The following is a 21,349-nucleotide window of genomic DNA, read 5'->3' as shown; positions in this document are numbered from 1 at the left end:
GTGGTCGTCAGTCTTTTTGTCCTCCTGGGCCCAAGCCGTCGCGACGCTTAGGTGTGCGGCGATCGCCACGGCCAGCCAGCCGACCGATATGACGAACCGTCGCCTCGCCCTCATTCCACGGCCTGGTTGGCTGCCTCACGGGCCTTCTTTCCAGCCCGTCGAACCGACTTCTCGCCGACCTTTTCGGCGGCGGCTCGCGCTTCGCATCTGGTTCTGATGTCCTCGAGTTCCTCGTCGGTCAGGTGTTCGATGCCGACGAACGAATTGTGCGCAGCACTCGTTCGGATGAGCTCATCGAGTTTGACTTGGATGGCAGCGCTGTCCCGGTTCTGAGAATTCTGGATGAGGAACACCATCAGGAAGGTCACGATGGTCGTGCCTGTGTTGATGACGAGTTGCCAAGTGTCGGAGTATTCGAAGAGCGGTCCCGTCACGGCCCAGATCACGACGACCGCGAACGCGATGGCGAACGTCGAGGCGCGCCCCGCCAGCGTGGACGTCTTGTTGGCGACGTCGCCGAACAATCGGGCAAAGCCGTGTGGCCGATCGGCCTTTTTCGTTTGCATTACGGTCCTTTCCAGGTGCGACATTCGACCACATGCGGCCATTTCCGGAAAGGTAATTTTCATTTCATGGGCGTCGTCTATCGGACGAACACATCAGCAATTTTCAGTGTACCGTCAAAGTTTTGCGGAGAGACAATGCCCATCACCAGGCCCTGGACCAGCGAGGACATTGAGAAGCTCGAAAAGTTGGCGGACGAGGGAGCCACGCTGTTGCGTGCCAGCGCGGCGCTTCGCAGACCTTCGTCGGCTGTTCAGAAAAAGGCGCGCGAACTCGGCAAGCCGCTCGCGGGCGTCCGGAAAGTAAGGGCGGATCTGCGCGCCGCCGGAGTGCTGGAGGAAAAGCGCAGGTGACGGGCGAGATTTCCCGGATTGATTGCCGTCCGGCCTGATGCCAATCTTCTCGAGAGCATGAGGCGCGCATGAAATCCACCATCCGCAAGCGGTCGTTGGACATCGCGGGGCACAAGACCAGCGTCAGTCTGGAGGATGAATTCTGGTCCGCGTTGAAGGAAATCGCGCGGTACGAGGGTGTTACCGTCTTCGAGCTGGCGACCAGGATCGATAAAAGACGAACCGCCGTTTCGAAGTCCAACCTTTCGTCTGCCATCCGCCTTTTCGTGCTAGATCACTACGTTCGGAGGCGATCGCCGCCCGGCGTCGCCGATCTTCCGGATTAGAAAAAGGTGTCGCGTGACAGACGAACGGGCCGCCGGCTCGCTGAGAGATCGGGAGAATGAGCTCGCCGAGGTGCAGCGCATCGCGAAGGTCGGCGGCGTCCTCGTCCACCTCACCAACGGGTTCGAGAACAAGCGCTCGCCTGAATATCTCGCGATCCACGGACTGCCGCCCGAGGCGGTCAACGAGACGCACCAAGACTGGGTCAGGCGGCTTCATCCCGACGATCGGGAACGAGCCGAGCGCCAATTTCTGGATATGCTCGAAGGCAAAGCCGAGCGCTATTCCTCCGAGTACCGCATCATCCGCCCCAACGACGGCGAGGTACGCTGGATAGCGGCTGAGGGCCGCATCGAGCGCGATCGAAACGGGCGCCCCGTCCGGATGGTCGGCGCCCACATCGACGTCACGGATCGGGCTCAGGCCCGCGAAATGCTCCGGGAAAGCGAGGAGCGGTTTCGGCTCATCGCCGACAGCGCACCGGTCCCGATGTGGGTCACCCGGATGGATCGAACCCGGAGCTTCGCCAACAAGGCCTACGTGGACTTCGTCGGTGTCCCCTACGAACAGGCACTGGCATTCGACTGGCGGACCATCCTCCATCCCGATGACGCTCAGCGCGTGGTGAAGGAAAGCATTGCCGGGGAGGCGTCCCTGAAACCCTTCGTGCTGGAGGCGCGCTACCGCCGAGCCGATGGCGAAATCCGCTGGATCCGCTCGGAATCGCAGCCGCGCTGGGACCCAGCCGGCCGGCACATCGGCTTCATCGGCGTCGCGCATGACATCACCGTCGCAAAGCAAGCGGAGATCAATCTGCGATCGGTGAACGATGATCTCGAGCTTCTTGTCGCGCAGCGGACCGCCCAGCTCCGCAGCAGAGAATCCCAGCTTCGTGCGATTCTCGAGACCACGAACCAGCATCAGGACCTTCTCGATCTCGAGGGACAGGTCGTCTACGCCAACGCCACTGCCCTGTCTGCTGCAGCGGTCGGCCCGGAGGATGTGCTCGGTAAACGTTTTTGGGAAGCGGCTTGGTTCGACGAGGCGCCGGCGGTAGCGAAAGCGGTCGAGGAGGCGTTCCGCCAGGCGTCCAATGGTGCGACTTCGAGAATGGACCTCGAATTGAGCCTCCCTGCAGGCCGCCGGCTTTTCGAGCTCGCCTTGCGCCCCGTGACGGACGAGACCGGCGAAATAACGGCCGTCCTGGCGGAAGCCGTGGATACGACCGAGCGGCGGACCAACGAGGAAGCGCTTCGCCAGGCGCAGAAGATGGAAGCGGTCGGACAGTTGACCGGCGGAGTCGCCCACGACTTCAACAATCTTCTCACGATCATCCGGTCGGCGACGGATTTTCTCCGTCGTCGCGACCTTCCGGAAGAGCGCCGGCGAAGATACGTCGATGCCATCTCGGACACGGCAGACCGGGCATCTAGGCTGACCGGTCAACTGCTCGCATTCGCTCGCCGACAGCCTTTGGCGCCCGTCGCCTTCGACGTCGGCGTGCAAATCGACAGCGTGGCGAGCCTGATCCGTCCGCTCGTCGGTGGCCGGGTCCAGATCGAAGTGAACGCTCCGGACAAAGGGATGCTCGCCGTCGCGGATATCGGGCAGTTCGAGACGACGTTGGTCAACTTGGCCGTCAACGCCCGCGACGCGATGAACGGCGAGGGACGGCTCGTCATCTCCGCCGAGCCCGCTGTGGAGATCCCGGCAGTCCGATCCCATTCCGCCCGGCCTGGCGATTACGTCGCAGTCTCGGTGGCGGATAGCGGCACAGGCATTCCGCCCGAGCACATTCAGACGATATTCGAACCGTTCTTCACGACGAAAGAGGTCGGGCGCGGCACGGGGCTGGGCCTGAGCCAAGCCTTCGGCTTCGCGAAGCAGTCGGGCGGCGACATCGTGGTGACCAGCATCGTCGGAGAAGGGTCTGTCTTCACGATCTATCTGCCTCGCAGTCGTTCCACGGCCGCAGCCGATCCCGCCCCGGCGCCGCATACGGATCTCACCAGCGGGCAAGGACACCGGATCCTAGTGGTCGAGGACAACCCGGATGTCGGCCGGTTCTCCACCGAGCTCCTGGAGGATCTCGGTCACTGGACCGAATGGGTGCGGTCTGCCGACCAGGCCCTCGCGGCGCTGTCCGAAAACGAGTTCGCCTTCGACCTGGTCTTCTCGGATGTCATCATGCCGGGGATGAACGGTGTCGAATTGGGGAACGTCATCCGCGAAAGATATCCCGGACTGCCCGTCGTGCTCACGTCCGGCTACAGCAGCGTTCTCGCTGAAAACGCGCATCGCGGATTTGAGCTCATTCAGAAGCCGTATTCGGTGGAAGCGCTGTCGAGAACGCTGCGGAAGGCGATCGGAGATCGATCGCGCAGATAGGTGAGCGGCTCCGTCAACGTCCGCGTGGCGAGCTCTCCGTTGATGACTTCGAGACGCTTCCGCATGGCGTAGTCGCTTAGTACGGATGCAGACGCCGCGCGTCGGATCCGAAAACGACGCCCCTCGCCGCCGATGGGCGAGAGGCTCGATTGGTGGTAAGGCCGAGTTCTCAGGTCTTGATGTCGTCCGGAAGCTTTCCGCCATTCGCGGCCAACTTGGCCATCACCTGCTTGTGCAGCCAGATGTTCATCGTAGCCGAGTCGTTCGTGTCACCCGAATAGCCGAGCTCCTTGGCGAGCTCCTTGCGTGCCGACAGGCTCGAATCGATGTCGAGGGCCTTCATGAGATCGACGATCGACGTCTTCCACTCCAGCTTCTCACCCTTCGCCGCGACGGCCTTGTCGAGGATCGGAGCGACATCGACGTTCGAGGCGCTGCCGGTTGGTGCTGTCGAAGGCGCGGTGGCAGAGGGCGACGATGCCTGAGACGACGCCTTGTCCTGCGCGGCAGGTGCCGCTCCGCCGGCCGGCGCCGCTTCCGCGTGACCGAAGATGGCGCCCATGATCTTTCCGAAAATGCTCATTTTGCTCTCCAATGATATGAAAAAGGACGCCGCGGCCGAGCCGCGGCGTCCTTCAACGTTTATGCGTCATGCCGCTTCTGCGTTCACCGCCGACAATGCCAGCTTCGAGAGCGCATCGTCGGTCTTCTTTTCTTCCGCGAGGGTCTGGTCCAGCAGCTTGACGGCATCCTTCAGTCCAAGGGTCTGCGCCCAGGTCCGAAGGGTGCCGTAGCGGGAGATCTCGTAGTGCTCGACGGCCTGCGCGGCTGCGAGCAGGCCCGGGTCGAGAGCCGATGTGTCGGCGTACTCGTCCATGATCTCCTTGCCTTCATCGAGGATGCCCTCGATGGCGTCGCACTTCTTCCCGCGCGCAGCCTTTCCGAGGCTTTCGAATATCTGTTCGAGGCGTTCGATCTGCACCTCCGTCTCGGCCTGATGCTTTTCGAAAGCCGCGCGTAGCTCGTCGGAAGCGGCGGCTTTGGCCATCTTCGGCAGGGCTTTGTAGATCTGCTTTTCGGCGTAGTAGATGTCCTTGAGGGTGTCGAGGAATAGATCGTTGAGGTCTTTGTCAGCCATCGCGGCCTCCCATGCTTCTGACGCCGCTGAAACGCGGTGTTCCCGTCCAGGTTCCAAGGATTCGGTAGTGCGGATCGCGCCATAAATCCGGGAGGTCAGCCAGTGGGACGAGATCGATCTGCTCTGTGTAGCGGGTCCGATAGATCGTCATGAGAGCATCGTGCCCTTCGTCCGACGAACTGCAAAGGGCGTCCTCTACGACGACGGTCCGGAAGCCGAGCTCCACGGCGCTCAGCACCGTCGACAACACGCAGACGTCGGTCTCAGCGCCGGTCACGATGACCGTGTCGACCGCTCTTCCGTGAAGGCGGGCGGCGAGGTCGGTGCCTGCAAACGCCGAATAGCCCGGCTTGTCCACGACATGTCCCGGCGGCACCATGCGGGCCAAGGCCCCGATGAGATCCAATTGATCCGGCGGAAGGCGGTCGCGGGTAGCTCGCTCCCATCGCTTGAAATACTGCCGCCAACGGCCGGGGCGTTCGTCCGCGGATCGGGGCGTTATGAAACGGGTGAACACGTTCCGGGGCGGGTTCAGTTCTGCGGTCGCCACGATGCCCGGCAAGACCCTCGCCATCCAAGGCGTCTCCCACATTCCGCCGCGGGCGAAGATCCGCTGCATGTCCACGCACAGATGAACGGCATTCCGGATGGGGTCCCGTGACACTTTGGCAGCCATTCAGGAGGCTCCGGAATGATGTGCCGTCCGAGGATGCCGGTCGTGCAGGAACGTCGCGAGCTCCGTGCGGAGATCGGGCGAAGCGGCCATCACCCGCTCAAACAACTGCTCCTGGAAGTCCCGAGGCAAGGTGGGCCACAGTTCGATGGCTGCTTGCCCGAGCGTCATCGCTGCCTTGGTCTCGTCCATGATCATCTCCTTTCGCCGGAAATGGACAAATTTGAGCTTCGTTCCGGCAGCTGCGGAGCTTCGCTTTCCCGTACTTCACACCTACACTGACGGCGTCGCAGTTCGGAAATCATGATGCTCTTGCTCGTCGCCTTCGGGGCTTTGATACTGCTCACGGCCTGGCTTCCCGTGGTGCTGAAGGAAGCGCCGCTTTCGCTGCCCATCGTCTGCATCGCCATCGGCGCAGCAGCGTTCTGGTCCTTTCCGGAAATCCCGGTGCCGCACCTTCCCGCCGAACTTCCTCTGGTCGAGAAGATGACCGAGTTCGTGGTCATCATTTCGCTCATGGGAGCCGCCTTGAAGATCGACCGCAAGCTCGGGTGGCGGAGATGGATCACGACGTGGCGGCTGCTTGCGATCGCGATGCCCCTTACGATCGCCGCGTTGTGGGCTTCCGGCTACGCGTTGCTCGGGCTGTCTGGTGCATCCGCACTCCTGCTGGCCGCCGCTCTGGCACCGACGGACCCGGTCCTTGCCAGCGACGTGCAGGTGGGACCGCCCAAGTCGGGAGAGGAAGACGACACCCGCTTCGCGCTCACCTCCGAGGCGGGCCTGAACGACGGCTTGGCGTTCCCGTTCGTGATGGCGGCGATCGCCATGAGTCAGTCAAGCGGATCGCTGGGCTCCTGGGTCGCACATTGGTTCGCCGTCGATATCGTCTGGCGCCTTGCTGCCGGCATCGCCATAGGGGCAGCGCTGGGTTACGGCCTGGGATGGTTGGTCTTCCGCATTCCCAATCGTGCCAAGCTGTCGCGGACGGGCGATGGCTTTGTAGCGTTGGGGATCACTGTCGTCGTTTTCGGCGTGTCGGAAGCCGCTCAAGGCTACGGTTTCGTATCCGTCTTCGTCGCGGGACTGGCGCTCCGGGCCGCTGAGCGCGACCATGAATACCACCAGACCCTACACGACTTCGCCGAGCAGCTTGAACGCCTTCTGATGATGACGCTGCTCGTCCTTTTTGGCGGGGCGATCTCGGCAGGTGGTCTGCTGAACTCGCTGAGCGTCAGCGGCGCGGTCTATGCGGGCCTGGCCATCTTCGCGATACGCCCCTTGCTGGCGTGGATCTCGTTGTCGGGGACTACGTGCCCTCCGACCGAGCGGGCCGCCATCAGCTTCTTTGGGATCCGCGGCATCGGGACCATCTATTATTTGGCCTTCGCCTTCCAGAAAGCCTCGTTCGACGGTGCCGAGACGATGTGGAGCATTTCGGCCGCAATCGTCCTGACGTCGATCGTTCTGCACGGGGTCACGGTGACGCCGGTGATGATGCTGATCGACCGGCGACGGAGGCGAGGCCAGACGGCCCGAGAGGAGAAAGCGCTCGCATCTGAGAGCAACTAGAAGCCCCCGCTTATTTGGCCACCGGTCGTCGGGAAGACCCGTCAGACGGCCGATTTGCGGCCCGAAGCCTCTCTCCGGTGTAATCGTGAAGATCGCCGACCTCGGCTTCCAGTTCGGCGCGTGAAAAGCCTTCGGCCGATGCCATATCGACGCAGCGGGCGACAAGCTCGCCACGTCCTGCGACGCCCCGGGAAGCCCGAAGTGCTCTGCGGGTTGGATGCTGTTCTGGGCCCAAAACTCGGCGAACTCGCGAATCTTATTCTTAAAGGACCCTACGTCCCGACGTTGGGACGGCGTCCTCCATGGTCGGACCGAACTTCATGGAGGACCGCTTCGCCGAGGGCAGATCACGCCCTTCGTGGATCCAACAGCATCCTATCGCGACGCCACAAGCGGCGACGCTTTGGACGTTTGCCAGGGGTGTGATTTGTTAGGTTACGACATAGATAGTTTCGGATACGCTTTCAAAACGGTCAGCGATCGCCACCCGCCACTCGGGTTCTGGAATTCGATGGTCTGCCCGACGGAGAGGCCGATCAACGCCGCACCGATCGGTGTCAGGATTGATATCTTGTTTGCCTCGACGTCGGCCTCTTCCGGGTAGGTCAACTCCACGTTTCTTTCCTGACGACCGATATCATCACGGAAAGTCACGTCGGAATTCATCGTAACGAGACCCACCAACACCCGCGTCGCGGTCAAAATCTCCGCCCGTTCGATTTCTCGTTTCAAAAATGCCGCCGTATGCTGTTCGACGTCCGAAGCGGCCTCTGCGATGTGCCGAAGGCGACCGATCTCGGACGTCTTCAGGCAGATTGGCGGCAAGGCCGGTTGCTGATAGCTCATCGTCTCGCCTCCATTATGCCGCTTCAGGACCATCGGGAGGTCCATCGTTCCACGACGTATGCCACTCCTTCGACTTTTCTGCGGCAAACGGCTTCACATCAGGGGTCTGCACGCGGATGACGCTCAGCGTGCAGGATTTTCCGGCACCGTCTACGTACGGCATCCTGTCACCAGCTTGAAGCCCGAGCAGGGCCGCGCCCACTGGCGAAAGAATCGAGACGTGTCGTCGATAGCTCCAAAATTTCTCGGGCATAACGAGTATCGCGCTACGCATGGGCTCGCCGTCATCAGGACGGAAATCGACCCACTCGTCCAAACGGACGCAATCAGGCATCGTGGACGGTGGATGGATTGAAGCCCGGTCGATTTCCGAACGCAGAAAGTTACCTACGGGGTGAAATCCGTATACGGCATGATCGGTGACGCGCTTAAGCCGCAGGATATCGATAGATGGTATGGCGATCGGAGGAAGCGATAAAGCGATCATGACGTGCTCCATAGGACAGCAGCCGGGATCGGGCTCGTCGATCAAGTATGCCGTCGGAAATATCGGAGGATTAACGTGCAGCCGTCCCGTCACCGCGCATTGAGCAGCGGAGCGGGCTAACTCCGGTTTTGGAGTCGTCCTGCGTGAAGCAGTGAACGATTTCTGCATACGTTCGACATGATGCCTTCAAACTAGCGCCGAAGAATCTGAAGTCAACGAGTAGCGTCATGATGACGCATTTTCGGGAGTTATCAAAAAGCATCTGCGAATGCTTGGCTGTGCGAATTGAGTCCTGAAGAGGGGTCAAACCCCGCACTACCTTCAGCGCTTCAGTTCGTTCTTCGTCAACGCGCCCGTCTTGGGATCCATGTGGATCTCATAGGTCTTGTCGTCCTTGACGGCATCGCCTTCCCAATGGCCGTCATCGGCGTCGAGCTTGCGGACATCCGTGTAACTCATCGACTTCAATTTCTGGATCGCTTGGTCCTTGGTGATCCAGTCGGCACCAGGCTGATCCGCGATTGCGAGTGTCGATGCGATCGCGCAGAAGCCGATTGCTGTCAAAACGCCGAGATGGCACTTCATTCTACGCTCCCGTGAAGGCTATCGAAAGAAACCTGAGCGGAGGGCGGTTGTTCCGCTGCTTCGCGAGAATCCACTCAGGTACCAACTGGCGTTTGGCCGGACACGGAAGGAGCCGAGCCATGACGATCCGCCGTCTCGGGAGGCGACATGCGCGCGCTCCCGACATCAGTCGCAAGCTGCGGCGCCGGTCTCGTCCTTGTCCGAGCCTTGAATAGAGGTAGTCGTTTCTTCGTCTTGCTGTCGGGAGAAAATCGTCAGCGTCGCCGCGACCAAGCATAGGAATGCGATTCCGGCGGCCGGAGCGGCGAGTGCGAAGAGACCATATGTCCGGTGAGCTCGCCCACCGGCCACCGCTCCGGAAACGAAACTCGTCCATACGCAGAGGTTGAGGATCCAAGACCATTTGGACCGACCGCCCGAAAGAGCGCCGCCGAGCGACTCTCCCAGGCCGACGAGCGTTCCGGTGACGAATGTGCCTCCCGGACGCATGCCGGTTCCGGACTTCAATATCGTGTTCTGCATGCCCATCGCGGCGATCGCAGGTATCACCGCGACATCGGGCGTCACGCCCTTCCGCACGAATAAGAGCGCGATCGATAGCAACGCGGCTTCCGCCGCGAGCAGGACGACGCATCGGAGATATGGGCGACGGATCTTCGTCATGCCGCCGATCATGGCGGCCGCCACGAACGCGGAGACGAGAATGGCGGCCCGATAGCATGCTTCGAGGTCGCCATGCTCGAGGTCCACGCCTATCGAGATGCTGGCGCCGCTCGCGAAGGAGATGAAAAAGCCGCCCAACTCCTTGAAGCTGACCGCGTTCACGAACCCGGCGAAGCAGGTCATGAGCAATCCCGAGCACGCGACAAAGCTCCGGTTCATTGTCGTTACCTTTCGAATGCGATGCTGAGGGATCGGCGGAGAAGAGCCCTGCTGTCGCCGACTCTGACGTCCCGGCATGTCTTCTACCCGCCCGGTCGGTTCGCTATCCGTCTCCGCGGCGTAAGGCCCTGCGACGCGGACGCTCGCGCGACGCCGCCGAAGGTTGGACCCCTCGACGGATGGGTGCTACCTTCCGAGGTATGCGGCCGCCTGCTTTTTTGCGTCATGGGCCGCGACGAAGGAGAGGTGAACCGAAGTGGAAAGAAGGCACGGAGCAATCGGAGCGGTCTTGATCGCTTGGACTCTCGCCGTCATCGGCGTCGCGACGATCGGAGCGGTTGCCGTCTTTCTTCTCGGATAGCGAGGCGGAGATCCGGGTCTCCGGAAGATGCCTCGTCACCGATGTCGCCGCAGCGACATCGGTGACTCCGGAGCCTTACTTCGGAAGCACCTCGGTCACGGTCAGATCGCGCACCTCACCGGTCCGCGTCTGCCAACTGATCGACTCCCCTGCGGACATGCCGATCAACGCGACTCCGATCGGGGTCAGCACGGATATCTTCTTGAGCGTGATGTCGGCTTCGTCCGGGTAGACGAGCGACACGGTCTGCACCTGGCCGGTCGTGTTGTCGCGGAACGCGACGCCGTCGCCCATGCGCACCACGCCGGACGTCGGGCGTTCGTCGCGGATGATCCGCGCCCTGTCGAGTTCATCCGCCAGCCAATCGGCGACGTCCGGCATTCGGGTCGTGGCGGCCTCTGCCAACGATCTCAATCGAGCATGATCGCTCGCAGTGATCGAGATCTTCGGTTTCAGGCGTCGGGAAGGAGAGGCCTTGCCCCGACCGTTATCATCGACTTGGTTCATTTCCGTTCACCCTTCAATTCCGTTGGCTCCCGCGGAAGTCCGGTACCACCGGGCTTCGCACGGATCGCGCGCAGATCTGGATTTCCATATGTGACGATCAGAGAATTGATGTCGTGTCGCCGCGCGGCCTCGCAGGAGGCGCCTTTGACGGCGGCTAGTCCGCAGCCGCGGGGAGACCGGAGAGCCGGTCGAAGCTAGGCACGATAGACATCATTCCATGATGCTAGGCATAGTTTTCGCGATGTCAATCTCGTCGTTGAGGTCGAGAGGGACGCCGACCGAGATGTGGAGCGAATTACATGCGCGACGGAGTGTCGCGAGGGTGGAGTTGACTTCCTTCCACGCCGCGCTACGTTCGCACCATGTCGCATCTTCGCAAATATCGCTCGTTGCTTCGAGCAGGACGTCTCCAAAACCGGAGTTAGCCCGTCGCCGTCCTCGCGGACGGTCACGGGTGTGTTGCGAACGACTTCCCAGAAATAAACGGCCCTCCCAAGCCTGCCGACCGCTCCGGTCGGCTTGCGCGTCGGCTTTCCGTCTTGCCGCGTCCCACAGTTTATCGCGGGGCGTCGTCTCCGCGTGCGTCGCGAAAGCTGCGATTGGAGACGACGTACGCCTGTCGATGGGCATGACGACGAACATGCGAGGAATGATGATCAGCCATCTGGATCCCAGGCTTCCCCCGATCGCGGTCAAGGCGTCGGAAATCGACTTGTTGTGGAACGTCGCCGAGCACGGCTCATGTGTCGAGCCGCGGGCTTCCGCATTCCTGAAGAACGAGATCGGACGAGCCGAGATACTTCTGGAGCCGCGGGTGTTGCGCGGTCTCGTCACGATGAACTGCAGGGTTTCATTCCGCGACGTCGGTTCGACCGAGGAGATGACGGTCGAACTCGTCTTTCCCGAGGCGGCGAACGAAGCGGCGGGCAGGATCTCCGTGCTGTCTCCGCTAGGCGCGAGCCTGCTCGGAATGTCCGTGGGACAGGCCGTCCAATTCGCGGACGAACGCGGAGCGCGACGGACTATCGTCGTTACGGCCGCCACGCCGCTTTCCCGATCGTGACCGCATCCCGCGACCGGGCGGCTCGACGTTGCCGCCGGTTACGCTGCATTTCAATGGAGTTTCTCAAGATGACCGAGCGACAGATACACGGACGCATCACCGGTCCGATCGTGATGATCGGCTTCGGCTCGATAGGCAAGGGCGCGTTGCCGCTCATCGAGCGCCACTTCGAATACGACAAATCGAGATTCGTGATCGTGGCCCTCAAGCGGACGACGAACTCGCGAAGAAGCACGGCGTGCGGTTCATCAGGAAGGCCGTCACGAAGGACAACTACGAAGAGATCCTTGCGCCTCTCCTGACTGAAGGCGGCGGTCAGGGTTTCTGCGTGAACCTCTCCGTCGACACCGGCTCCGTGGATCTCATGCGTCTGACGAGAAGGATCGGTGCCCTCTACATCGATACGGTCGTAGAGCCTTGGGCCGGCTTCTACTCGGACACGAAGAGCACGCCCGCGGAGCGCACCAACTATGCGCTGCGGGAGACGCTGCTTGCCGCGAAACGCGAAAGCCCCGGCGGAGTGACGGCCGTATCGACGTGCGGTGCCAATCCCGGCATGGTATCATGGCTCGCGAAGCGGGCGATGCTCGATCTCGCACACGATCTGACGTTCGACCTGCGACCGCCCGAAAGCCGCGAGGATTGGGCAAGGCTGGCACGCAGGCTCGGCGTCAAGGGAATCCAGATAGCCGAACGGGACACCCAACGCTCCAACAAGCCGAAACCCGCGAACGTCTTCGTCAACACCTGGTCCGTGGAGGGATTCGTGTCGGAGAGCCTTCAGCCCGCCGAACTGGGCTGGGGCACGCACGAGAGATGGATGCCTCGGGAGGCCCGGACGCACGAGACCGGTTGCCGCTCGGCGATCTATCTCCTCCGCCCGGGTGCCGCGACGAAGGTACGCTCCTGGTGTCCGACACCGGGGGCTCAACACGGTCTTCTCATCACGCACAACGAGGCGATTTCGCTGTCGGACTATTTCACCGTGAGGGAGAACGGTGCGGTCGTCTACCGACCGACATGCCACTACGCCTATCATCCCGCCGACGACGCCATGCTGTCCGTAGGAGAACTGCTGGGCGCGGAGGGGCGGATGCAGGGAGCGTCGCGCATTCTCGACGAGACCGAGATCGTCGACGGTATCGACGAACTCGGCGTGCTCGTCTACGGGCACGCCAACAATGCGTATTGGTATGGGTCGCAACTCTCGATCGACGATGCGCGCAGACTGGCGCCCTACCAGAACGCGACAGGACTTCAGGTCACTTCGGCGGTGATCGCCGGCATGGTTTGGGCGCTGGAGAATCCGACCGCAGGCATCGTCGAGGCGGACGAGATGCATTTCGACCGCTGTCTGCAGATTCAGAAGCCGTATCTGGGAAAGCTGCGGGGATACTATACCGATTGGCACCCTCTGGCTGGCCGACCCGGCATCTTCGACGACGACGTGGATACCGCGGACCCGTGGCAGTTCAGGAACGTGCTGGTCAGATGACGATGCCTGCATCGATCCGACGGCTACGCTACGGCCGCAGTTTTCATTCTCGAGGAAACGCGGCCGCACGAAGGCGGCCGGGCAACCCGGAGGAATGAGAGGTGTCGGGGATCGCCCATGTGATCGGTGCAGGTTTGGCGGGGCTCGCCGCCGCCCTGCGTCTGTCGGAGAACGACTACGCGGTGCATATCCACGAAGCGACGATGCAGGCCGGCGGTCGATGCCGCTCCTATTTCGACCCGAAGCTGGAGATGGAAATCGACAATGGAAACCATCTGATCCTGTCCGGAAACGTCGACGTTCTAGCCTACGCGCGATCCATCGGAACTCTCGACGGTCTCGTCGGACCCGACACCGCCAGACTGCCGTTCGTCGAGCTGGGATCGGGGAAACGCTGGACCATCGATCTAGGACGGGGGCGCCTTCCGACGTGGATCTTCGACAGACGCCGGCGCGTGCCCGATACCCGCATCGCCGAATATCTTCGGCTTTATCCGCTCGTCGCCAACCGCGAGGACCGGCGCGTCGGGACGTCGTGCGTTGCACGGGGCCGCTTTATGATCGATTGCTCCACCCGTTTCTTCTCGCCGCACTTAACGTCGATCCCGAAGAGGGCTCCGCCAAACTGGCAGGAAGCGTTCTGAGGGAAAGTATCGTCGCGGGAGGCGTAGCGTGCCGCCCGCTGGTCGCGCGACCCGGGCTCGGCCGCGTCCTGGTGGACCCCGCCGTCGCGACGTTGAAGCGCCGCGGAGCGGTCATCAGCTACGGACATGCTCTGAGGGCCTGTGGTTTTCGGGACAGCCGGGTCGCAGGCCTGGTTTTCGCGGACGGGAATGTCGCCGTGGGCCGGACCGACGTCGTCGTCATGGCCGCGCCGCCCTGGGTCGTCGCGCCTCTGATTTCCGATCTCCGCGCGCCCGACGAATTCCGCACGATCGTCAGCGCTCATTTCAAGATCGCTCCCACGGCCGGGCAATCACCGGTCGTCGGGGTCATCGGAGGACTGGTCGAGTGGCTGGTGACGTACGACGATCGGTTGTCGGTCACGGTCAGCAACGGCGACCGTCTGAACGGGATGCCCCGGGATGTTCTGGCAGCCGCGCTTTGGGACGAGGTTCGGCGGATCTGCGGAATCGACGCGGCTCTCCCGCCCTGGCAGATCGTCCGCGAACGTCGCGCGACCTTCGCGGCCGTTCCGGAGCAGAACTCTCGACGTCCCGGGACCCGCACGGCTTTCGGCAATCTCTTTCTGGCGGGAGACTGGACGGATACGGGCCTGCCAGCCACGATCGAAGGTGCCGTCCGCTCCGGCTACCGCGCCGCCGACATGGCTCTAGGGCCGCCTGCCTAGAAGGCGGTGTCGAGATCCGCGTTCACGCGACCGTCGCCCGACCTTGTGCCGGCGGCGGCCCGGGCAGGCACCCGTGTCGCCGGTCGGCGCTGCCGTCAGATGACCCCAAGCGCCGCCCGGGCAGGCACCCGTGTCGCCGGTCGGCGCTGCCGTCAGATGACCCCAAGCGCGTCCATGGCCTCGGCTATGCGGACGAAACTCGCTATGTTCGCGCCCAGCACGTAGTTGCCCGGCGCGCCGTAGTCGTCGGCCGTCTCGGCGCAACGATCGTGGATATCGCTCATGATGGCCGCCAGTCTCGCTTCCGTCTGGTCGAAGGTCCAACTGTCGCGGGAAGCGTTCTGCTGCATCTCGAGCGCCGACGTCGCCACGCCTCCCGCGTTCGCGGCCTTTCCCGGCCCGAAAAGGATGCCGGCGTCCTGAAACGCTCTCACTGCTTCGGGGGTGCAGGGCATGTTGGCCCCTTCGCCGACGGCGACGACGCCGTTGCGGACGAGGGTCGCCGCATCCTTGCCCGTGAGTTCGTTCTGCGTGGCCGATGGCATGGCGACGTCGCAAGGAACGTCCCAGATCGATCCGCCTTGGATGAAGCGCGCGCGGGAGCCCTTCAGGCGGACATATTCCTCGATCCTCTCGCGTCTGACCTCCTTGATCTCCTTGACGAGCTGGAGATCGACGCCGTCCTCGTCCACGACGTATCCTGCCGAGTCCGAGCAAGCCACGATCTTTCCGCCGAATTCGGCGATCTTCTCCATGGCGTAGATGGCCACGTTGCCGCTTCCGGACACCACGACGCGCCTGCCGTCGAACGAGAGCGACTTCGTCGCCAACATGCTATTCACGAAATAGGTCGCTCCGTAGCCCGTCGCTTCCTTGCGGGCGCGGGAGCCGCCGTAGACGAGACCTTTCCCCGTCATCGCGCCGGCTTCGTAGCGGTTGGTCAGCCGCTTGTATTGGCCGAAGAGAAATCCGATCTCGCGTCCGCCCACGCCGATGTCTCCCGCGGGAACGTCGGTGTACTCCCCGAGATGACGGTAGAGCTCGGTCATGAACGACTGGCAGAAGCGCATGATCTCGTCGTCAGACCTGCCCCTCGGGTTGAAGTCGGAGCCTCCTTTGCCGCCGCCGATGGGAAGCCCCGACAGCGCGTTCTTGAAGGTCTGTTCGAATCCCAAAAACTTGATGATTCCGATGTTTACCGATGGATGGAAACGAAGGCCTCCCTTGTACGGACCCAGCGCCGAGTTGAACTGGACGCGGAAGCCGCGGTTGATCCGGACCTCTCCGGCATCGTCCACCCACGGAACGCGGAAGATGATCTGCCTCTCAGGTTCGCACAGTCGCTGGATGAGGGCCTTGTCCAGGTACTGGGGGTGTCGGGCGACGACCGAACCCAGGCTTTCGAGAACCTCCTGAGCAGCCTGATGGAACTCCTCGTCACCGGCGTTGCGCCGAACGATCTCGCTCAGAATGGGAGAAAGCTTTTCGTCTAGAAGAGGCACGTGCTCAAAACTCCTGTCGCAAAGCTTGCGGCCGCCCGCAGCTTCTTGGACTACAGTACATCCACGACGAAGCCATAGCCAGACACCGCACCGACCCTGCGGCGTGGAGGCGCGAAGATGAAGCGGCGGGTCAGCGAACAACCTGTAACGACCGGAGACGTTGAAGGACGCTCAGTTCCTTCCGACGGCCCAGAGGGACAATCCCGGGATCTGCCGATCTACACAGACGCTCCGATGCGCGTGCCGCTCACACGTTTTCAGCGGGGTCTACGGGAAAGGCGGCGCGATCGATGGTGCGCTCGGTCCGATCGCGGGAGGCGGGACCATTAGACGACCGTGACGTAGTTGCCGTCGGCGCGTCGAAATTCCTTTCGGCGGGTATTGATCACGACCTCGGCTTTTCCCACATGGCGGTCGCCCCAACGAAAGGAGAAAGGAGGCCAAACATGACAACGTCCGCCATGTCCGACTACGACGATATCCACGCGAATTCCCTACTTGCCAGCACCTTCAGCCACCCGCGGGAAGTTCTCGCCGATCCTGTTTTGGATGTCCTGCAGAAGCGATGCATCCTCGCCACTTGGGCTTCGGACGCATTCGCTGTCGAGGGCAAGCCGTGGCTTCGCCAGATCCCCGGCTCCGACCGTCAAGTGCGCATTGGCGACATCCTCGCGGCTCTGCGGACCCTCGACGGAGGTGACGGCCCTCCGCCGCGCCGCGGTGGCGCGATCCATTTCACCCGGAAGCGAAAGGTCGGCCAGACGGCCTACGAACGAAAACGCCAGATGATCGCCGTCCACCCGTGACGTCTGGACAATAGGTGACCGCTCACGCGCACGGACCTTCAGCAGCGGCCTATGCCCGGCGGCAACGCGGACCGTTCGGATCGCGTTGCCGTTTGCTTCTGCGCGGTTTGGCTGTCTACGCATGCCGTATGGCGGGTCTCATCGCACGGGACACCGATGAGTGACACAGTTCATCGACAGCTCCGTCGGAAGCTTATGCTCGAGCAGTGGCTTCTGTGTGCCGTCCAGGCATGCCGGATGCCGGCTAGATTTCAGGCTGTCGGGTCGAAGACCGTCGCTCTCGGCGGGCTCGCATCCATGGCGCGATCCACCACGCGATCGGATATGCCAGGGCGAAACTGAGGACGACGACTAACGGAATGAAATATTTCGAATGCTCGGCCAGCGGGCGCACCAACAAGACGATGATAATGCCAGCGCCGAAGAGGACGGCGTTGTCAACCCGAAGACCAGCCACGATAGTCGCGTTCGCGTTTCCATGATGACCATGAGCGCCGCATGTGCAGACGGACGGTCAGTTCTTGCCAAAAATCAAGCGCGCCGAAAAATCTTAGGCTTTCGTTCGCCTGGCCGTAGCTCATAGAAGAGTTGAGGATACGATAACGGAAGGCGCCGTCGCGCATCCAAGCGCGGCTGGAGCCTGATTCACGAATCCGCGACATCCTGCACCTTCCGTCGTCTTACAGGCGTTCGGCGATCGACAGAGCGTTTCCCAGCGCCGCGCCTGCCGCGGTGTTGTCGAAAATACACCATTTGGAAACTGCGGGGCTCCGCCCCAGTTGTTCGGCGATGCGATCGAGCGCTGCCTCGTCGTAGTCGGAGTAGTACGTCCTCGGCGCGCCGTGCAGACGGTAGTACATCAAGCCGTCCCATCCTCCGGGCTCGCCATCGCCGTAAAGCACGGGGTGGGCGGCCACGCGGGCTACACGCAGGCGTTTGAGTAGCCCGTCTGCATCCGGGGTGAACCAGCTTGCATGGCGGGGTTCGACGGCGACAGCGGCGGCAAGAATCGAGCAAGCGTGTCCGAAGAACCCTCTCGCGGTGTCGGCGTCGAAAGCCAGTTTTGGCGGTAGTTGCACAAGCACGGCCCCAAGCTTCCCAGCCAGGCCTGCTACCTCTTCGGCAAAAGCCCGAAAAAGGATTTCGGCATCGACTAGACCCCGATCGTGCGTGATGGCCTTGGGGACCTTCACGGAAAACCTGAAATCAGGTTCTACGGTCCGTGCCCATCTTTCGTAAGTTGCCCGTCGATGAGATCGCGAAAACGACGAGTTGATCTCGACGGCCGAAAGGCGTGATGCGTAGCGTTCCAGATGGCTGCCCTCCGACGGGAAGAGGCCTGCGCGCGATGCCGGGACGGACCAGCCGGCCGTTCCCACATGTCGTGCCGCGCGTACCAACTTCCTCCACCCCATCATGTCCTGCCAAAAAAACGGCCCGCCGAAGCGGGCCATTGTGGATCAGCGGTACAAAGTCCGTTCCTTTCGGACCTCTTCGGCGTCGTACGGCTGGCTGCCCGGATCGTACCCGGTCCATCCGTTCTTCTGCCAAGCGGCGCTGCGGTCGCGCAGGTTCACCGAGGAGGTGTCCAGCACGGCTTCCAGACGAGACTTGTCGCCGTCTGCGACCTTGGCGGTCACTAGCGAGCCACCGCGGCGTACGCCTTCCGCATAGAGCGGAGCTTCGTCCTTCGAGACGCCGGCTTCCGTCAACGCGCCGACGAGACCGCCGGTTGCCGCGCCCGCGGCGGCGCCGACCGCGGTCGCCGCCAGCCAGCCGGCCGCCACGACGGGCCCGAGACCGGGGATGGCAAGCAGGCCGAGGCCAGCGAGCAGACCAGCCGCGCCGCCGATTCCGGCACCGACGCCAGCGCCGGTACCTGCCGCTTCGGCACGGTCGTCGACGCCGTCGCCGTCACGGTCCTTCTTGTCGTCGAACCAGCCGTCGGAGTTGTTCGCGACGATGCTGATGTCGGAATGAGGAACGCCGGCGGCCTCGAGCTTCGTCACGGCGGCCTGGGCATCGGAGTAGTTGTCGTAGAGACGGGAAATGGTCGAGGTCATGATGTTTCTTCCTTACTTCGCCGCGTTCACGTTGCCCTGGAAATCCACGCTGATGCTGCTCGTCACACCGCTCTTGGATGCCTTGCCGCGCCAGACGCCGTTGTCATCCTTCTTGAGCTCGGTCACGTTGCCGTAGCCGGCTTTCTCGATGGCCGACTTGGCCTGGCCCTCGGTGAAGGAGTTGCGACCGGCGACTGGAGCGTTGGAGTTCTTCTGCTCGGTGTTGACGGCGTTGTTGTTCGGTCCGTCCTTGGCCTGCGGGTTTTGCGCGAAAGCGGCTCCGGACGCGAGCAGAGCGGCGGCTACGATGAGATTGGAGATCGGTTTCATGCAAATCCTCACATGTTGGTGACGGGTTCTTCCAACATCTTCGAACACGCCCGGTTCCAATCCTTGAAGGATGAAACATTCAGCGGCCATTCTGATTATCGTGCGGAATCCACGCGATATCCTGGTTCGGGCCGAGCCGGCCAAGCCGCTTCGGACACCGCGCTTCCGGGACGACGCTCGGGCTCATTCCCCACGTTGACGTCCCCGGGCGCCCTGCCGCGCCCGTGGGCCGCGAAGGCCCGCTGCTTACGTTCTTCGCCGCGTTGACGTCGCGATCAAGCGTCGAGCCGCAGGCGTAGCGGTGGACCCGCTCCGCCAAAAGTCTTCACTACCTTCGACCCGCATGCCGAACAGTCCTGCGAGGTGACGCGCGGACCGATCTTCACCGCCATCCCGCCGGCTCTCTCAGCCTTGCAGACACGACAAAAAAACAACTACCGAATGGTTGCGCGACCGCAGATCCGGAACGCACGGTTCGACCCAGTCCGCAAGGATATGCAGCCTCAAAAAAATTTAGGTCGGCCCTTGAAATCGCGCTGCGAGTTTTTCTAGATATCGGATGTCGGACGCCCATAGGGTCCGACGGAGGCGGGCGCCGGTGGTGTCCGGCGTCTGCTCATACCCATCTTGCTCAAAGGAGGATTTGGCTATGAGAAACTACGACTTCGCCCCGCTCTGGCGCTCGAGCATCGGCTTCGATCGCCTTTTCGATCTTCTGGACGCGACGCAGCGCTCCAATGAGGAGGGCTTTCCGCCCTACGATATCGAACGTCTCGGCGATGACCGCTACCGCATCTCGCTCGCACTGGCTGGCTACTCTCCCGAGAACATTTCCCTGACGGCCGAGCAGAACGTTTTGACGGTCGAAGGCCGCAAGGACGAGCAGAAGCGCGATCTGCTCTACCAGGGAATCTCGGCGCGCGGCTTCAAGCGGCAGTTCAACCTGGCCGACCACGTCAAGGTCACCGAGGCGAACTTCGACAACGGTTTGCTGCGGATCGGTCTGATGCGTGAAGTGCCAGAGGCCATGAAGCCGCGAAGCATTCCGATCGGACAGCCGGGTAGCAGCAGCTTCGAACAACTGGAAGCGAAGGCCGCCTGACGGTGGCTCCAAACCCGCGCGCCTGTATTCGGCGCGTGGGCTTTCTTTTGACGCGCATCACGGAGTTCGACAATGGCCGCCACGGCTCTTCCCGCCCTGGATACGGGGGACGGTTTCACACGCTACATGAACACGATCAAACGCTTTCCCCTTCTGACGCCGAAGGAGGTTTTCTTCGGGCGAAAGCTTCGAGAAGACGGCGACGAAGAGGCTGCATACCAGTTGGTGACCAGCCATCTGCGTCTCGTCGCGAAGATCGCTATGCGATATCGCGGCTATGGGTTACCGATCTCCGACCTCATCTCGGAGGGCAATATCGGACTGATGCAGGCCGTCAAAAAGTTTGACCCGGATCGCGGCTTCCGGCTCGCGACGTATGCAACCTGGTGGATCAAGGCGACAATCCACGAACACCTTCTGCGATCATGGTCGATCGTCCGGGTCGCCGCCTCCAATTCCCAGAAGCGCCTCTTCTTCAATCTGCGCCGACTCAAGAGCAAGATAGGGGCGCTCGAGGAAGGCGATATGCTGCCCGAGCATGTATCTAGCATCGCGCGACGTCTGGACGCGCCCGAAAGCGAAGTCGTTGACATGAATCGGCGCCTCCAGGGAGACATATCCTTGAACGCGACGTTGCCCTATGACGACGATGACGGCATGGAATGGCAGGACCGTCTTACTCACGATATGGATGTGGAGGAATCCTACGCGAGCGGAGCGATAGCGCTCGGCGTCGGCAAGCGCTCGAACAGGCATTGTGCGGCCTTTCCCTAAGAGAGCAGCGCATCATTCGTGCAAGGTGGCTCACCGATCACCCGTTGATTCTCGATGAGCTCGGCGCCGAAATGGGCATCTCAAGGGAGCGCGTACGCCAGATCGAAGAGAGGGCGATAGAGAAGATCCGTGGCGCCGTTGCATCTTCCGGTGGAGCTACCGCCTTTCATCGCTGATCGATAC

The 21,349-nt window shown here is 62.2% G+C and carries 23 protein-coding genes and 3 pseudogenes; 10 read left to right on the top strand and 16 right to left on the bottom strand.

Going from position 1 to position 21,349, the window contains the following annotated elements:
- Positions 1-110: 110 nt before the first annotated feature.
- Positions 111-566: a low affinity iron permease family protein gene (locus RPMA_RS27235; protein ID WP_211913852.1), complete on the bottom strand. Its 456-nt coding sequence runs from the start codon at positions 564-566 to the stop codon at positions 111-113.
- A gap of 135 nt (positions 567-701) precedes the next feature.
- Here RPMA_RS27235 and RPMA_RS27230 point away from each other — a divergent pair, with 135 nt between their 5' ends.
- From RPMA_RS27230 to RPMA_RS27220, 3 genes are all read left to right on the top strand, one after another.
- Positions 702-917: a hypothetical protein gene (locus RPMA_RS27230; protein WP_211910801.1), complete on the top strand. Its 216-nt coding sequence runs from the start codon at positions 702-704 to the stop codon at positions 915-917.
- Positions 918-985: 68 nt separating this feature from the next.
- Entirely contained in the window at positions 986-1,243 is a 258-nt protein-coding gene (locus RPMA_RS27225; protein ID WP_211910800.1) for a ribbon-helix-helix domain-containing protein, read from the top strand.
- A gap of 13 nt (positions 1,244-1,256) precedes the next feature.
- Positions 1,257-3,629 (top strand): PAS domain S-box protein, encoded by a 2,373-nt coding sequence (locus RPMA_RS27220; protein ID WP_211910799.1) that lies wholly within the window; start codon positions 1,257-1,259, stop codon positions 3,627-3,629.
- A 169-nt stretch (positions 3,630-3,798) separates the two neighbouring features.
- Here RPMA_RS27220 and RPMA_RS27215 read toward each other — a convergent pair whose 3' ends face one another.
- The 4 genes from RPMA_RS27215 to RPMA_RS27200 all read right to left on the bottom strand — a co-directional run bounded on the left by RPMA_RS27215 (position 3,799) and on the right by RPMA_RS27200 (position 5,632).
- The gene (locus RPMA_RS27215) at positions 3,799-4,212 is read right to left on the bottom strand and encodes a DUF3597 domain-containing protein (RefSeq protein ID WP_211910798.1); all 414 of its coding nucleotides are present in this window, start codon (positions 4,210-4,212) and stop codon (positions 3,799-3,801) included.
- 66 nt (positions 4,213-4,278) lie between these two features.
- Entirely contained in the window at positions 4,279-4,767 is a 489-nt protein-coding gene (locus RPMA_RS27210) for a YciE/YciF ferroxidase family protein (RefSeq protein ID WP_211910797.1), read from the bottom strand.
- Positions 4,760-5,443, bottom strand: coding sequence for a cysteine hydrolase family protein (locus tag RPMA_RS27205; protein ID WP_211910796.1), 684 nt, complete (start codon positions 5,441-5,443; stop codon positions 4,760-4,762). Before RPMA_RS27205 ends, RPMA_RS27210 begins: the two co-directional genes overlap by 8 nt.
- A complete protein-coding gene (locus RPMA_RS27200; protein ID WP_211910795.1) occupies positions 5,444-5,632 on the bottom strand; it encodes a hypothetical protein in 189 nt (62 codons plus the stop codon). It abuts the gene before it with no gap.
- A 111-nt stretch (positions 5,633-5,743) separates the two neighbouring features.
- Between RPMA_RS27200 and RPMA_RS27195 the strand changes: the two genes are divergently transcribed.
- Complete coding sequence (locus RPMA_RS27195; RefSeq protein WP_211910794.1) at positions 5,744-7,012, top strand: cation:proton antiporter; 1,269 nt, start codon at positions 5,744-5,746, stop codon at positions 7,010-7,012.
- A 435-nt stretch (positions 7,013-7,447) separates the two neighbouring features.
- On the opposite strand, the gene rnk (RPMA_RS27190) is transcribed toward RPMA_RS27195, so the two are convergent.
- From rnk (RPMA_RS27190) to rnk (RPMA_RS27170), 5 genes are all read right to left on the bottom strand, one after another.
- On the bottom strand, positions 7,448-7,858 hold the full coding sequence (rnk, locus tag RPMA_RS27190; RefSeq protein WP_211910793.1) for a nucleoside diphosphate kinase regulator: 411 nt from the start codon (positions 7,856-7,858) through the stop codon (positions 7,448-7,450).
- 13 nt (positions 7,859-7,871) lie between these two features.
- Positions 7,872-8,345, bottom strand: a complete 474-nt coding sequence (locus RPMA_RS27185) for a GreA/GreB family elongation factor (RefSeq protein ID WP_211910792.1) — start codon at positions 8,343-8,345, stop codon at positions 7,872-7,874.
- Between the two features lie 321 nt (positions 8,346-8,666).
- Positions 8,667-8,930 carry a PepSY domain-containing protein gene (locus tag RPMA_RS27180; protein WP_211910791.1) on the bottom strand — a complete coding sequence of 88 codons (264 nt, stop codon included), beginning with the start codon at positions 8,928-8,930 and terminating at the stop codon, positions 8,667-8,669.
- Positions 8,931-9,095: 165 nt separating this feature from the next.
- The gene (locus RPMA_RS27175; protein WP_211910790.1) at positions 9,096-9,776 is read right to left on the bottom strand and encodes a YoaK family protein; all 681 of its coding nucleotides are present in this window, start codon (positions 9,774-9,776) and stop codon (positions 9,096-9,098) included.
- Between the two features lie 472 nt (positions 9,777-10,248).
- Positions 10,249-10,680, bottom strand: a complete 432-nt coding sequence (gene rnk / locus RPMA_RS27170) for a nucleoside diphosphate kinase regulator (RefSeq protein WP_211910789.1) — start codon at positions 10,678-10,680, stop codon at positions 10,249-10,251.
- Between the two features lie 628 nt (positions 10,681-11,308).
- Between rnk (RPMA_RS27170) and RPMA_RS27165 the strand changes: the two genes are divergently transcribed.
- The 3 genes and pseudogenes from RPMA_RS27165 (at position 11,309) to hpnE (ending at position 14,589) form a co-directional block, all read left to right on the top strand.
- Positions 11,309-11,743 carry a GreA/GreB family elongation factor gene (locus RPMA_RS27165; RefSeq protein ID WP_249225463.1) on the top strand — a complete coding sequence of 145 codons (435 nt, stop codon included), beginning with the start codon at positions 11,309-11,311 and terminating at the stop codon, positions 11,741-11,743.
- Between the two features lie 68 nt (positions 11,744-11,811).
- A pseudogene (locus RPMA_RS27160) lies at positions 11,812-13,238 on the top strand (homospermidine synthase).
- Between the two features lie 101 nt (positions 13,239-13,339).
- Positions 13,340-14,589, top strand: a pseudogene (gene hpnE, locus RPMA_RS27155) (hydroxysqualene dehydroxylase HpnE).
- Positions 14,590-14,741: 152 nt separating this feature from the next.
- Here hpnE and gdhA read toward each other — a convergent pair.
- Positions 14,742-16,091: an NADP-specific glutamate dehydrogenase gene (gene gdhA, locus RPMA_RS27150; protein WP_211910788.1), complete on the bottom strand. Its 1,350-nt coding sequence runs from the start codon at positions 16,089-16,091 to the stop codon at positions 14,742-14,744.
- Between the two features lie 446 nt (positions 16,092-16,537).
- Here gdhA and RPMA_RS27145 point away from each other — a divergent pair, with 446 nt between their 5' ends.
- Positions 16,538-16,897, top strand: a complete 360-nt coding sequence (locus tag RPMA_RS27145) for a hypothetical protein (RefSeq protein ID WP_249225461.1) — start codon at positions 16,538-16,540, stop codon at positions 16,895-16,897.
- Positions 16,898-17,334: 437 nt separating this feature from the next.
- On the opposite strand, the gene RPMA_RS27140 is transcribed toward RPMA_RS27145, so the two are convergent.
- The 5 genes from RPMA_RS27140 to RPMA_RS28665 all read right to left on the bottom strand — a co-directional run bounded on the left by RPMA_RS27140 (position 17,335) and on the right by RPMA_RS28665 (position 19,724).
- Entirely contained in the window at positions 17,335-17,559 is a 225-nt protein-coding gene (locus RPMA_RS27140; RefSeq protein WP_211910787.1) for a hypothetical protein, read from the bottom strand.
- A gap of 18 nt (positions 17,560-17,577) precedes the next feature.
- Positions 17,578-18,351, bottom strand: coding sequence for a DUF72 domain-containing protein (locus RPMA_RS27135; protein ID WP_249225459.1), 774 nt, complete (start codon positions 18,349-18,351; stop codon positions 17,578-17,580).
- A 6-nt stretch (positions 18,352-18,357) separates the two neighbouring features.
- A complete protein-coding gene (locus tag RPMA_RS27130) occupies positions 18,358-18,960 on the bottom strand; it encodes a general stress protein (protein ID WP_211910786.1) in 603 nt (200 codons plus the stop codon).
- A gap of 12 nt (positions 18,961-18,972) precedes the next feature.
- A complete protein-coding gene (locus RPMA_RS27125) occupies positions 18,973-19,290 on the bottom strand; it encodes a hypothetical protein (protein WP_211910785.1) in 318 nt (105 codons plus the stop codon).
- Between the two features lie 275 nt (positions 19,291-19,565).
- Positions 19,566-19,724, bottom strand: a complete 159-nt coding sequence (locus tag RPMA_RS28665; protein ID WP_408056487.1) for a zinc ribbon domain-containing protein — start codon at positions 19,722-19,724, stop codon at positions 19,566-19,568.
- Between the two features lie 215 nt (positions 19,725-19,939).
- Here RPMA_RS28665 and RPMA_RS27115 point away from each other — a divergent pair, with 215 nt between their 5' ends.
- The gene (locus tag RPMA_RS27115) at positions 19,940-20,392 is read left to right on the top strand and encodes an Hsp20 family protein (RefSeq protein ID WP_211910783.1); all 453 of its coding nucleotides are present in this window, start codon (positions 19,940-19,942) and stop codon (positions 20,390-20,392) included.
- A 72-nt stretch (positions 20,393-20,464) separates the two neighbouring features.
- Positions 20,465-21,342: pseudogene (gene rpoH, locus RPMA_RS27110) on the top strand (RNA polymerase sigma factor RpoH).
- The last annotated feature ends 7 nt before the right edge of the window (positions 21,343-21,349 follow it).

Source organism: Tardiphaga alba (assembly GCF_018279705.1).
Lineage (GTDB): Bacteria > Pseudomonadota > Alphaproteobacteria > Rhizobiales > Xanthobacteraceae > Tardiphaga > Tardiphaga alba.
Note: the sequence above shows the minus strand (reverse complement) of the source record. Positions and strands in the feature narration are given on the sequence as shown.

Excerpts from the sequence above, each read along its gene's own strand:
- RPMA_RS27235 (WP_211913852.1), bottom strand. The coding sequence starts at position 566 with ATGCAAACGAAAAAGGCCGATCGGCCACACGGCTTTGCCCGATTGTTC.
- RPMA_RS27165 (WP_249225463.1), top strand. The coding sequence starts at position 11,309 with ATGACGACGAACATGCGAGGAATGATGATCAGCCATCTGGATCCCAGG.
- RPMA_RS27210 (WP_211910797.1), bottom strand. The coding sequence starts at position 4,767 with ATGGCTGACAAAGACCTCAACGATCTATTCCTCGACACCCTCAAGGAC.
- RPMA_RS27195 (WP_211910794.1), top strand. The coding sequence starts at position 5,744 with ATGATGCTCTTGCTCGTCGCCTTCGGGGCTTTGATACTGCTCACGGCC.
- RPMA_RS27115 (WP_211910783.1), top strand. The coding sequence starts at position 19,940 with ATGAGAAACTACGACTTCGCCCCGCTCTGGCGCTCGAGCATCGGCTTC.
- RPMA_RS27205 (WP_211910796.1), bottom strand. The coding sequence starts at position 5,443 with ATGGCTGCCAAAGTGTCACGGGACCCCATCCGGAATGCCGTTCATCTG.
- RPMA_RS27125 (WP_211910785.1), bottom strand. The coding sequence starts at position 19,290 with ATGAAACCGATCTCCAATCTCATCGTAGCCGCCGCTCTGCTCGCGTCC.
- rnk (WP_211910793.1), bottom strand. The coding sequence starts at position 7,858 with ATGAGCTATCAGCAACCGGCCTTGCCGCCAATCTGCCTGAAGACGTCC.
- RPMA_RS27145 (WP_249225461.1), top strand. The coding sequence starts at position 16,538 with ATGACAACGTCCGCCATGTCCGACTACGACGATATCCACGCGAATTCC.
- RPMA_RS27185 (WP_211910792.1), bottom strand. The coding sequence starts at position 8,345 with ATGATCGCTTTATCGCTTCCTCCGATCGCCATACCATCTATCGATATC.
- rnk (WP_211910789.1), bottom strand. The coding sequence starts at position 10,680 with ATGAACCAAGTCGATGATAACGGTCGGGGCAAGGCCTCTCCTTCCCGA.
- RPMA_RS27175 (WP_211910790.1), bottom strand. The coding sequence starts at position 9,776 with ATGACCTGCTTCGCCGGGTTCGTGAACGCGGTCAGCTTCAAGGAGTTG.
- RPMA_RS27135 (WP_249225459.1), bottom strand. The coding sequence starts at position 18,351 with ATGGCCCGCTTCGGCGGGCCGTTTTTTTGGCAGGACATGATGGGGTGG.
- RPMA_RS27215 (WP_211910798.1), bottom strand. The coding sequence starts at position 4,212 with ATGAGCATTTTCGGAAAGATCATGGGCGCCATCTTCGGTCACGCGGAA.
- RPMA_RS27230 (WP_211910801.1), top strand. The coding sequence starts at position 702 with ATGCCCATCACCAGGCCCTGGACCAGCGAGGACATTGAGAAGCTCGAA.
- RPMA_RS27140 (WP_211910787.1), bottom strand. The coding sequence starts at position 17,559 with ATGTCGCGGATTCGTGAATCAGGCTCCAGCCGCGCTTGGATGCGCGAC.
- RPMA_RS27130 (WP_211910786.1), bottom strand. The coding sequence starts at position 18,960 with ATGACCTCGACCATTTCCCGTCTCTACGACAACTACTCCGATGCCCAG.
- RPMA_RS27180 (WP_211910791.1), bottom strand. The coding sequence starts at position 8,930 with ATGAAGTGCCATCTCGGCGTTTTGACAGCAATCGGCTTCTGCGCGATC.
- RPMA_RS27225 (WP_211910800.1), top strand. The coding sequence starts at position 986 with ATGAAATCCACCATCCGCAAGCGGTCGTTGGACATCGCGGGGCACAAG.
- RPMA_RS27200 (WP_211910795.1), bottom strand. The coding sequence starts at position 5,632 with ATGGACGAGACCAAGGCAGCGATGACGCTCGGGCAAGCAGCCATCGAA.